The sequence below is a fragment of the Hydrogenispora ethanolica genome (assembly GCF_004340685.1).
GTDB classification, from domain to species: domain Bacteria; phylum Bacillota; class UBA4882; order UBA8346; family UBA8346; genus Hydrogenispora; species Hydrogenispora ethanolica.
The window spans coordinates 1-10,054 of sequence record NZ_SLUN01000069.1; the positions used below are offsets into that span (position 1 = coordinate 1).

At 45.8% G+C, this 10,054-nt stretch carries 14 protein-coding genes; 1 reads left to right on the forward strand and 13 read right to left on the reverse strand.

Going from position 1 to position 10,054, the window contains the following annotated elements:
• The 10 genes from EDC14_RS27125 to ylxM all read right to left on the reverse strand — a co-directional run.
• On the reverse strand, positions 1-234 hold a 234-nt coding region (locus tag EDC14_RS27125), incomplete at its 3' end, for a hypothetical protein (protein WP_207930799.1).
• Between the two features lie 37 nt (positions 235-271).
• Positions 272-463 carry a DUF1540 domain-containing protein gene (locus EDC14_RS26070; RefSeq protein WP_132018227.1) on the reverse strand — a complete coding sequence of 64 codons (192 nt, stop codon included), beginning with the start codon at positions 461-463 and terminating at the stop codon, positions 272-274.
• 146 nt (positions 464-609) lie between these two features.
• Entirely contained in the window at positions 610-1,173 is a 564-nt protein-coding gene (gene lepB, locus EDC14_RS26075) for a signal peptidase I (RefSeq protein WP_132018230.1), read from the reverse strand.
• A gap of 24 nt (positions 1,174-1,197) precedes the next feature.
• Positions 1,198-1,545 (reverse strand): 50S ribosomal protein L19, encoded by a 348-nt coding sequence (rplS, locus tag EDC14_RS26080; protein ID WP_132018233.1) that lies wholly within the window; start codon positions 1,543-1,545, stop codon positions 1,198-1,200.
• A 27-nt stretch (positions 1,546-1,572) separates the two neighbouring features.
• A complete protein-coding gene (gene trmD, locus EDC14_RS26085) occupies positions 1,573-2,304 on the reverse strand; it encodes a tRNA (guanosine(37)-N1)-methyltransferase TrmD (RefSeq protein ID WP_132018236.1) in 732 nt (243 codons plus the stop codon).
• On the reverse strand, positions 2,304-2,825 hold the full coding sequence (rimM, locus tag EDC14_RS26090; RefSeq protein WP_165908341.1) for a ribosome maturation factor RimM: 522 nt from the start codon (positions 2,823-2,825) through the stop codon (positions 2,304-2,306). The genes trmD and rimM overlap by 1 nt, the downstream gene beginning before the upstream one ends.
• Positions 2,826-2,829: 4 nt before the next feature.
• Positions 2,830-3,063, reverse strand: coding sequence for a KH domain-containing protein (locus tag EDC14_RS26095; protein WP_132018242.1), 234 nt, complete (start codon positions 3,061-3,063; stop codon positions 2,830-2,832).
• Between the two features lie 17 nt (positions 3,064-3,080).
• The gene (rpsP, locus tag EDC14_RS26100) at positions 3,081-3,326 is read right to left on the reverse strand and encodes a 30S ribosomal protein S16 (protein ID WP_132018245.1); all 246 of its coding nucleotides are present in this window, start codon (positions 3,324-3,326) and stop codon (positions 3,081-3,083) included.
• Positions 3,327-3,384: 58 nt separating this feature from the next.
• The gene (ffh, locus tag EDC14_RS26105) at positions 3,385-4,710 is read right to left on the reverse strand and encodes a signal recognition particle protein (RefSeq protein ID WP_132018248.1); all 1,326 of its coding nucleotides are present in this window, start codon (positions 4,708-4,710) and stop codon (positions 3,385-3,387) included.
• Positions 4,711-4,721: 11 nt separating this feature from the next.
• A complete protein-coding gene (gene ylxM / locus EDC14_RS26110; RefSeq protein WP_132018251.1) occupies positions 4,722-5,087 on the reverse strand; it encodes a YlxM family DNA-binding protein in 366 nt (121 codons plus the stop codon).
• A gap of 415 nt (positions 5,088-5,502) precedes the next feature.
• On the opposite strand from ylxM, the gene EDC14_RS26115 reads away from it, so the two are divergent.
• Positions 5,503-6,006 (forward strand): hypothetical protein, encoded by a 504-nt coding sequence (locus tag EDC14_RS26115; protein WP_132018254.1) that lies wholly within the window; start codon positions 5,503-5,505, stop codon positions 6,004-6,006.
• Positions 6,007-6,012: 6 nt separating this feature from the next.
• Here EDC14_RS26115 and EDC14_RS26120 read toward each other — a convergent pair whose 3' ends face one another.
• The 3 genes from EDC14_RS26120 to EDC14_RS26130 all read right to left on the reverse strand — a co-directional run bounded on the left by EDC14_RS26120 (position 6,013) and on the right by EDC14_RS26130 (position 9,845).
• Positions 6,013-7,554 carry a sensor domain-containing diguanylate cyclase gene (locus EDC14_RS26120; protein WP_207930800.1) on the reverse strand — a complete coding sequence of 514 codons (1,542 nt, stop codon included), beginning with the start codon at positions 7,552-7,554 and terminating at the stop codon, positions 6,013-6,015.
• 93 nt (positions 7,555-7,647) lie between these two features.
• Complete coding sequence (locus EDC14_RS26125; RefSeq protein WP_165908342.1) at positions 7,648-9,030, reverse strand: Mur ligase family protein; 1,383 nt, start codon at positions 9,028-9,030, stop codon at positions 7,648-7,650.
• Positions 9,027-9,845: a type 1 glutamine amidotransferase gene (locus EDC14_RS26130; RefSeq protein WP_341540197.1), complete on the reverse strand. Its 819-nt coding sequence runs from the start codon at positions 9,843-9,845 to the stop codon at positions 9,027-9,029. The genes EDC14_RS26125 and EDC14_RS26130 overlap by 4 nt, the downstream gene beginning before the upstream one ends.
• Positions 9,846-10,054: the final 209 nt, after the last annotated feature.

The window sequence follows — 10,054 nt, forward strand, 5'->3', positions numbered from 1 at the left end:
CGCTTCGCTCCAGCCCGACAGCCGCATCTGTGTTACGATTTTTTGGGTCTCCGTTCTAATCACTCTAATCACTCCAACTTGCTTCAAAACGCTCCGTTGAACATTTTGAACCTTCTTGGAGTAAATTGTACCTTCCCAAACATCCCCTTTCAAGGTGAGCGGCGGTTTGACGGTTACGGTTATTGAGTCCTTTTTACCTCTTAAAAAAACAAAAATGGCAGCAAGAGCCGCCATTTATAAACAGGAACATTGAATTCAAAGAAAAAAATACTCATTTCATTTTAAAAGTCTGACAACAGGTATCATCATTGGCATCCGCCGGAGTTGCCTTTAAGCTTTTTAAATTCGCATTGGGGGAAAAACCGCCCTCTTCGTCATTCTGAATGACGATCTGTTGAGCTTCGCATAAGTTTCCGGAAGTCCAGTATTTACAGTTGTTTACGGTACAGTTGACATCGGGCATTCTCATCGCTCCTTTCGTTATTAAAATGCGGTTATAGATTATCCATCTTGAAGAATCTTATTCAGTGCGGAGCGATGTTTGACGTCAATCAAAAACGAAAAAACCCGGTTGAACCGGGTCTTTCTTCTGATTGCTGCAGATTCAAATTACTGTGGATACTGGGCAATCTTGTTTTTATACTTTGGGATGGACAACACTTGAATCTTCTGTGGCGGCCAGAAAATGAAAAATGCTTTGCCTACCACATTTTTCAAAGGCACAAAACCGACGTCGGGATCCCGGCTATCTTTGCTGCCATTGCGGTTATCGCCCATCACGAAAACGGTTCCCTCCGGGACAACTTGAAAATCATAGTTGGAGAAGGTTTTTTCCTTGATGTACTTTTCGTCCAGTTCGGTTCCATCCACATAAAGTTTGGAATCTTGAACATAAACTGTTTGGCCGGGACCGGCGATCACCCGTTTAATAAATTTCTTGGTAGGATCCTTCGGATATTTCAAGACGATAATATCGCCTGTCTTGGGAATGCGCATTTGAAAAATGAATTTGTTGACCAATAGCCGTTCCCCATCGCGTAAAGTGGGCTCCATTGAAGTCCCCTTCACCAGGAAGGACTGCATCACAAAGATGATGATAAAGAGGATAGTAAGAACCGCGATAGCAAATGCCTCAATGTTTTCACGGTATTCCGATTTTTGGATCCCGAGCATGGGGACGGCCTCCCTTGAGTAAGTTTATTCTTCGCGACGTTCTTCGATACGAGCGGACTTTCCGGAACGTTCCCGCAAATAATATAGTTTTGCCCGGCGTACTTTACCTCTCCGCTCCACCTGGATTTTATCCAGCATCGGGGAATGAACCGGAAAAGTTCTCTCCACGCCGATACCCTGGGACACTTTCCGGACCGTAAAGGTCTCCTTCAAGCCGCCATGGCTCCGGCGGGTAACCACACCTTCAAAAACCTGAATCCGCTCTTTGCCGCCTTCGACAACTTTCACATGAACTTTTACGGAATCTCCCGGTGCAAAAACCGGAATATCGGAACGTAATTGTTCCCGTTCGATAGCATCAATAATATTCATCAGCAAAAAACCTCCTTTCCAAAGCTATTAAGGTTTAATATTGTATTTTTCCATCAAAAATCTCTGTTCCGCTTCGGTTAAATTGGCGTCCTTCAACAGGTCGGGCCGTCGTTGTGCGGTCCGGACGATGGCTTGTTCACGGCGCCACGCTTCAATTTTGGCATGGTGACCGGAGAGCAGGAGTTCCGGAACTGCCGAACCTTCAAATTCCACCGGTCTCGTATACTGCGGGAAATCCAACAAACTACCGGTAAATGAATCCCGCACCGCGGATTCATCAGAACCCAGGGCACCGGGTATTAAGCGAACCAGGGCATCGCAGACCACCATTACCGCGAGTTCTCCGCCGGTTAATACATAATCACCAATGGAAAGCTCAAAGTCAGCCCATTGACGGATTCGTTCGTCAAAGCCTTCATAGTGGCCGCAGATAAAAATCAGATGTTCTTCAGCAGAAAGCTGCCGAGCTAATTTCTGGTCAAAGACTGCTCCTTGCGGAGTCATCAAAATTGTTTTTGCCAGGGGACGATCCTTTTTGACCGCTTGTAGGCAACGGTAGATCGGTTCCGGTTTTAAAACCATCCCGCTGCCGCCACCATAGGGAGAATCGTCGACCATTCGGTGTTTATCGGTGGTAAAGTCCCTAAAATTATGATAACGAAACTCTACCAAGTTTTGTTCCTGGGCCCGTTTTAAAATACTACAATTAAAAGGGCCGTCAAACATCTCCGGGAACAGTGTTAAGATCTGAATCAACATCAAATATCTTCCTCTAGCAAACCCTCGGGTAATTCGACAGTCATTTTCCCTTCCGTTAGATCGATCGATTGAATGACACTTTTGAGTGCCGGTAGGAGTATTGGTTTACCATCCCCTTGGATCCGGTAGACATGATTCGAACCGGTCTCCAAAATTTGATCGATCACACCCAGCAACCTTCCTGAGGTAGTAAAAACCCGTAGTCCCTCGATCTCATCAAAATAATAACGTCCTTGAGGTAGAGGCGGACGTTCGCTACGCGGAATGTAAATCAATCCTCGCCCGAGTAAGTTAGCGGCTGTCAAATCGTCAATACCGGCGAATTTTAGTAGGATGATTCCGTTCAAATCGCGGTACTTTTCGATGAAAAGCTCCTGCCAGCCAGATTGGGTGTGGAAAAAAACCCGCTTTACCTCTCCGAAACGTCTGGGATTTTCAGTCAAAGGGATGACCTTTAACTCCCCTTTAATTCCTTGTGCCTTAATGATCTCCCCGATAGCGATCAAGTCTGGCGTTTCCATTGTTTTATTTATTTCCCAATTCCACACTGATTTTGCGGTTATCGCGCACCGCGCAAGATTTAACCACTGTTCGGATGGCTTTAATGATCCTGCCCTGCTTGCCAATGACTTTACCAACATCTTCGGGATGGACGTTAATCTCCAACAGGGTTTGGTTGTTGCGCTCAATGTGGGAAACCCGGACATCTTCAGGATGGTCAACCAAGGCCTTGGTAATCTGTAAAACAAGCTCTTTCATGGAAACACCTCACATAATCACGCGATTACACCGACTTTTTTTAAGAGCCGCTTCACGGTGTCCGAAGGTTGAGCACCTTTTTTTATCCAGTCGGCTGCCTTTTCTTTATCAACAACCAATTCAACCGGATCGACAATCGGGTTGTAGTGACCGATAATCTCGATAAAACGTCCATCGCGAGGAGCTCTTGAATCGGCAACAACCAAACGATAAAATGGACGTTTTTTGGCTCCCATTTTGTTAAGACGAATTCTCACTGCCATATTTGTCACCTCCCTTCGAGAAAAGAAAGAATTTTTCATAATTTAAATTGTTGTCAAGCTAAAACGGCAATTTGGGCATTTTCCCTTTCCCGCCCATATCGGCAAATTGTTTCATCATTTTGCGGCTTTGTTCGAATTGTTGAAGGATCCGGTTGACATCTTGTACGGTGGTTCCCGAGCCGACCGCGATACGCCTTCTTCTGCTGCCATTAATGATACTGGGATTGGCCCGTTCCTGTTTGGTCATGGATTGAATAATGGCTTCTACTTTAACCATTTCTTTCTCATTGACCTGAACGCCTTTTAATTGTTTGGACATATTGCCGGGAAGCATGCCAAGTATCTGATCCAAAGGACCCATTTTTTTCATCTCACGCAACTGATCCAGAAAATCATCCAGCGTAAATTCGGCTTTGCGCATCTTGTCGAAGATGTTCTTCGCTTTTCCGGGATCGATGTTGCTCTGGGCCTTTTCGATTAATGTCAGGACATCGCCCATTCCCAAAACGCGGGAAGCCATCCGGGACGGATGAAAAACCTCCAGGTTTTCCATTTTTTCGCCTAAGCCGACGTATTTAATCGGGGCTTTGGTCACAGCCCGCACGGATAATGCGGCTCCACCCCGCGTATCACTATCGAGTTTGGTTAAAATGACCCCCGTCAGGCCGAGAGTCTCTTGAAAGGAATTAGCGACATTGACTGCGTCCTGACCGGTCATCGCGTCGATCACCAGTAGGATTTCATGAGGATTGACGCGCGCCTGAATCTCTTTTAACTCATTCATCAGTTCTTCATTGACATGAAGCCGGCCGGCCGTATCGATGATCACCAAATCGCGCTGATAGGCGATGGCATATTCGACACCTTGCCGCGCGATTTTCACCGGATCGGCGCCTTCCAGAGAAAAAACCGGTATATCCAATTGACCGCCCAGGACCTGAAGTTGTTTAATGGCAGCTGGGCGATAAATGTCGGCAGCAATTAATAGCGGACGCCGCCCCTGTTTTTTAAGTAAACCGGCCATCTTCCCTGCAGTGCTGGTCTTTCCGGCTCCTTGCAGTCCGACCAGCATGACGATGGTCGGTGGGCGATCCGCTAACTTTAAAGGAGCCTCATGCTCACCCATCAGCTTGGTCAGTTCTTCATAAACAATCTTAATAACCTGTTGACCGGGGGTTAAGCTATTCAAGACTTCTTGCCCGATGGAACGTTCCTTCACTGTGGCGATAAAATCTTTTACGACTTTAAAATTGACGTCAGCTTCCAATAACGCAAGGCGAACTTCCCGCAAAGACTCTTCAATATTTTTTTCACTGAGTTTGCCCATGCCGCGAAGGCGTTTGAAAGTATCTTGTAATTTATTGGAAAGGTTCTCAAAAACCATTACTGAACCTCCTAATCTTCCTGAGAATCCAATAAGCTTTGAATTACTTGATGAATGCCGGTAATTTCCGTATAAACCCGGTCATCCTTAGTCACCGTAGCCAACAAGGAATTTAATCTGTCGGCCACCTGCGATAAAATTCGTTGTTCATCCAAGAAACGCTTGACGAGACCCAATTTGGTTTCAAATTCTTCCATCGTTCGCTCGGTACGGTGCAGCAAATCATGAACCGCTTGGCGTGAAACGCCCTCCGCCTCGGCGATCTCGGCTAATGACCAATCTTCGCCATAGTATAGTTGTAAGACGTTTCGCTGCTTCTCTGTTAATAAACCACTATAAAAATCGAAGAGTAATCCGGTGCGAACTAACTTCTCCAAAAAGGATCCTCCAGATGTCAAGTAGTTTTACTTAACAGTGATAGTATAAACATATTCACCAGGGTTGTCAATAAAAAATTACGGTTTGGTCCCTCCATCTTGATGATTGGGTCGGTAAAATTTGGCATAATTCACTGTTTCCCCCTGAATTGTGAAACTACCGGATGTGGCAGGATAAGTGCAGGCTGAGTGCGAATTCCATTCTTAAGCCAATTTAGAAGCCATGTGATAAAGTCTCTTTCCAAACGATTCGACTGGCAAGAGGATTTCAAAACGACTTTATCACTTGCTTCTCTGAGCTTTTGTGTTCACCCTGGCCTTCGGACAGGGTTTATCACAACGCTTTTAGATACGTGCAATTTTCGGATTCGCGTGGCTTGCCCGTTAGAACACTTCGTTCATAAGGAGGATACAGATGAAAAAGCAATTCTATTCCATTGTGATTGCCTCCATCTTGATATTGACGCTGGCTTCCATAAGCTTTGCGGCAGTCGGACGACGTGATTATGCAATTGGGTGGCAGGTTTCCCGGCCCGTCAGTGGGTTAAGTTTGAAGTTCCCGTTGAGCAATTCCTACTACCTTCAGCCAATTTTAGCATTAAGCATGACGGAAAACGAGGAAAATTCTAATGGCCGACTGGGCGTAGGAATACGGGGAATTTACGATTTACCCACTCGAAATGATTTTCATCCTTATGCCGGGGCCGCTTGGGGATATTTCGAAAAGTTCAAGAATATCCATTCGAATGACACGACGGCATCAGAATCCGCGCGAGGCTTCCAAGGATTTTTCGGTGTTGAATACCGGAAGTATCTATTACGGCCAGCATTGGAGATCGGCATGGGCAGTTTTCATAATGCGGATGGGAGTTCTTATGCGGGATTAACCTATAATTTATCCCTCATGTATTATTTTTAAAACCTGCTAAAACTGGCCATGGATAACACAATTCTTTCCACTTCGCTTGGCGTGATAAAGTGATTTGTCAGCCAGCTCGACTAGATGTAAGTAATTTTTGGTCTGCTCCGGCAAGGTAGCGATTCCAGCGGAGAGCGTGACACTTGTGGATAAATCCTCAAGGGTTCGTTGAGCAACCGTTGTCCGAATGTGCTCGGCGATTTCCGTTGCCAATTCACTGTCGGCATTCCAAAGGACGAGCACAAACTCCTCTCCGCCATAACGGGCTGCAATATCATCCTTGCGAACCGCTTGATTCAGCACAGCGGCTACAGTTTTAAGCAGAATATCACCGGCGGGATGCCCATAGCTATCGTTATATTTCTTAAAATTATCAACATCCAGGAGAATCAGGGATAGCGGGAAACCCCTATCAAGAGCCTCTCTAACCTTTTGAGGGACCCATTCGTCAAAATACCGGCGGTTGAAGAGACCCGTCAAACCATCTCTATCGGCTTGGGCTCGAACTGTTCGAAGCTTAGCGACCTGTTGCAAAGCATTGCCGCATTGACCGGCGATGCTCGTTATGATTCGAATCTGTGTATCACTCATGACCCCCTGGGTGCTATCCGCAATCATGAGTACTCCTGCAACTTCCCGGTCGACCACAATCGGAAAGGCTGAAAGCGTTCGAATTGGAGTCTCGCTGAAAATTCGAGTCAATTCGGGATGCCTTGTAATATCGGTACAAATCAAAGGCTCTTTAAAAACCTGCAGTGGAGCCAAAGAAAGGCTATTTTTACGAAGCGGATTTTCGCGGTAATGATCAAGCCAGTCCTGTTTCCACCCTGACGATTCATAGATTTTGAGCTGATCGTCTTCAAAAAGGGCTAAAGCAGGCAATAAAGCTGGATTGTTGTGAAGCACCGCTTTGATGGTATAAACAAAAATATCATCCAACTCCGAACTGGCAGTAACCTCCAATGCATAGTCGGTCAGACGTTCCAATTTTAAACTCCATTGGGACAATTCTCTGGAGGCTTCCTCGGACGCTCGATACGTACGGCTGATTAGGAAACTGCCAAAAATCCCAAAGCCGTAGAGATAGGCGATTTTCACAATCGCTTCAGGCGCCGGAAACCTTTGGAAGCCGGTTTTTGAATAAGTAGCGATGATCAAAATTACTGAGACGACCGTCGACCATCCGAAGACACCGGCATATTGAAAATGAATGATCGCGCCGATGAGCGGCAAGAATAAAAAAGGGCACAGCCAGCTATCAACGCCTCCGGTCTTCCCAATCATATAGCTTGTCACTGCCAAGTCTATGATGATAAAGGGAATTCGTAGGATGTGGGTCGCCCAGTAACCGCAGCGGGGTATGAATAGGGAAAAGAGATTAAGGCTCAAATAAGCCCCAGCGATTAAATAGTCCGCTTTTTCACCGTTTGCACCTAGGGTCAACAAAATAAGGAAAGCGTTGCCGATGGCAAGCTTGATACGAACCTCTGCCAAGGAACTAGCAAAAGCTACTTTTCGACTCCTTTTGAATTCACGATTTCCTTCCACCATTATCCTCCAATAACAAAGATTTGAAGGTAATTGGCAAAAAAATCTAATATGGAATGTGGCATATAATGTGCAAAAAGGGACGCTATAATTTTAAACAACCACTTTTTTCGGAGAATGCTCGATCTTCGTTTTTCTACCGCAAACCCGCAGCAGATACGGACGGAATTGAATCATGGAGGTATAATTAGCGAGAACAATCATTTGCTCCCCAGGTTGCAAATGGTTTGCCAATTCATGAAAAGCCCGTTTCGTTGAATAATCAACTGTTAAAGGCACTTCAGGCGGATTGCTGTACTTCACGCGCAGGGCCATATCGCCCGCTCTTGTCCCACTGGTGACAATTTCCTTGATACCGGATACTTTCCATAAATTCTCCAAAGAGACATCCCATATCCAAGAAACATCTTTGCCATCGGCAGGGAGATCATTCAAAAGGAGCAGGATTCGTTTATCGCCCGGGGACTGTGATAACAACTGCAGAATGTGGTTAAATCCGACCGGATTCTTGACTAAAAATAAAAATATCGGAAAGCCGCCGCATTCAAACCTTTCGCTCCTGCCATAGCTGGGAGTTACCTCACCAATGACTTTTTTAACTCGTTCCATATCGCCGCCCAAATGAAGGCAGACGGCGGCAGCGGCCAAAACGTTAAGCGTATTGAAAACTCCGGGCAATTTGGTTTTAACTTCGACGAGCTGCTGCTGATAACCCAAATTAAACCGGCAACCGTTTAAATAATCCACTCGTAGCGTTTCGGCCCAGATATCAAGGTTGGGGAGGTTCGATACCTCAAAGTCAGTACTGGCACCGGTATCTTTTTCAACGAGGAGGCCGGCCTCAACAGCAGCAATCTCCTCCTTTAAGCCAAAATATAGTCGATTTTCAGCAGAGACCACTGCTCCAATCCGGGCAATATTGGGGTCGTTGCCATTGAGGACAACGTTACATTCCTGTTGTGCGTCCCGAATCAAATCCATAATCCGGTTTACATTGGAGTCCACTTCGCCATAACGATCCAGTTGATCGCGGGAGAAATTAGTGATGACCAATAACTTCGGCTGAAATAATCGGAATGACTTAATCAACACTGCCTCATCGATTTCGAAAACAGCGTAGTCAGCCATATATGGAGCGGACAGATTCAACTCATCCAATAGAATGCTGGTGACAATTCCTGCAACCAAGTTAGCGCCACGGGCGTTCGTAGTTACACGCCAACCGTGTTCTCTCATGAGTTCAACCAATATTTTAGTGGTTGTAGTCTTGCCGTTTGTTCCGGTAATCGTCACCCAGCCATTTTTAAATCGGGGCACTAATAATGATACTAAATTAGGAAAAAGCGTTAATACGATTCGTCCTGGGAAGTTGGTACCTTCCCCGATATTGGTTAGTCGCGTCAAATGGTATACGATTCGTACAATCAACGCGGCTGTAAATATTTCGAATTGGCCCAGCCAATGCTTTCTGCTCATCGACATTCCGCCTTTAAAAAATGGGGCCTGCGGACCCGGCTCATGACATACTCACGGGTCTCTTTTTCTAACTGATCGTCCAATGGCGCCAAGTCTACCCGACCATATTTACGTTGCAAAGCCAAACGGAGTAAATAATCGGCCAGTTCCGGGTTCTTAGGAAGTAGCGGCCCATGCAAATACGTGCCAATACAGTTTCGATAACGCGCCCCTTCACTTCCGTCTTTGCCATTATTGCCAAAACCTTTTACGACTCTTCCCAGCGGTCGGCAACCTGGACCAAGGTAAGTTCGACCGGAATGGTTTTCAAAACCAATCAGTTGTAGCTTAGTCCCTAATTCCGGCTCCGCTTGAACAATCACGTTGCCGATGGCCCGGACATGGCCGCCTTCGGTTCGCAGGTCAAAAACGGAGATTCCTTGTAAAGGCGGACCCTGTAATGGACGGTAGTATTCGCCCAACAACTGAAGGCCTCCGCAAATTGCCAGCATAACCAGGCCATCTTCAATGCTGGCCCGTAGATTTACAGCCTTGGTTTGCACCAAATCGGCTCCGATTTTATATTGTTCCTTATCCTGACCGCCGCCAAAAAACGCCAGATCATATGCGCTCAAATTGGGACGATCGCCAATTCCGATTTCATCCACGACCAAGTCAATACCGCGCCAGCGGCAACGTTGTGATAACACCTGGACATTGCCGCGATCACCGTAAAGATTCATCAGCGTGGGGTAAAAATAGGCCAGTCTGAGTTCCATCAATCCACCTGGGAATTTTTCTTCAGAGTAATTCCATAATATTTCGCTAGTTTTCAAGGAATTCCTTCGCAAAATAACCCAAACTCTCTGAGATTATTTTACCGAAAATTCATTTTTTTAGTATGTTTGTAAACCCTCTATACAACGAAAAAAACCGGGTTTAATTCGAGACCACTGAAAAAGTCCATTAAATAAAAGAGCAGAAAAAAAGCCTTGGAAATACTATTCAACCGCAGTAATTTCAAGGCTTTTATGATATAATTAAG

Coding starts and splice junctions, on each gene's coding strand:
- trmD (WP_132018236.1), bottom strand. CDS start 2,304: ATGTTGATTCAGATCTTAACACTGTTCCCGGAGATGTTTGACGGCCCT.
- rimM (WP_165908341.1), bottom strand. CDS start 2,825: ATGGAAACGCCAGACTTGATCGCTATCGGGGAGATCATTAAGGCACAA.
- EDC14_RS26125 (WP_165908342.1), bottom strand. CDS start 9,030: ATGAGCAGAAAGCATTGGCTGGGCCAATTCGAAATATTTACAGCCGCG.
- rplS (WP_132018233.1), bottom strand. CDS start 1,545: ATGAATATTATTGATGCTATCGAACGGGAACAATTACGTTCCGATATT.
- rpsP (WP_132018245.1), bottom strand. CDS start 3,326: ATGGCAGTGAGAATTCGTCTTAACAAAATGGGAGCCAAAAAACGTCCA.
- lepB (WP_132018230.1), bottom strand. CDS start 1,173: ATGCTCGGGATCCAAAAATCGGAATACCGTGAAAACATTGAGGCATTT.
- EDC14_RS26115 (WP_132018254.1), top strand. CDS start 5,503: ATGAAAAAGCAATTCTATTCCATTGTGATTGCCTCCATCTTGATATTG.
- EDC14_RS26095 (WP_132018242.1), bottom strand. CDS start 3,063: ATGAAAGAGCTTGTTTTACAGATTACCAAGGCCTTGGTTGACCATCCT.
- ffh (WP_132018248.1), bottom strand. CDS start 4,710: ATGGTTTTTGAGAACCTTTCCAATAAATTACAAGATACTTTCAAACGC.
- EDC14_RS26070 (WP_132018227.1), bottom strand. CDS start 463: ATGCCCGATGTCAACTGTACCGTAAACAACTGTAAATACTGGACTTCC.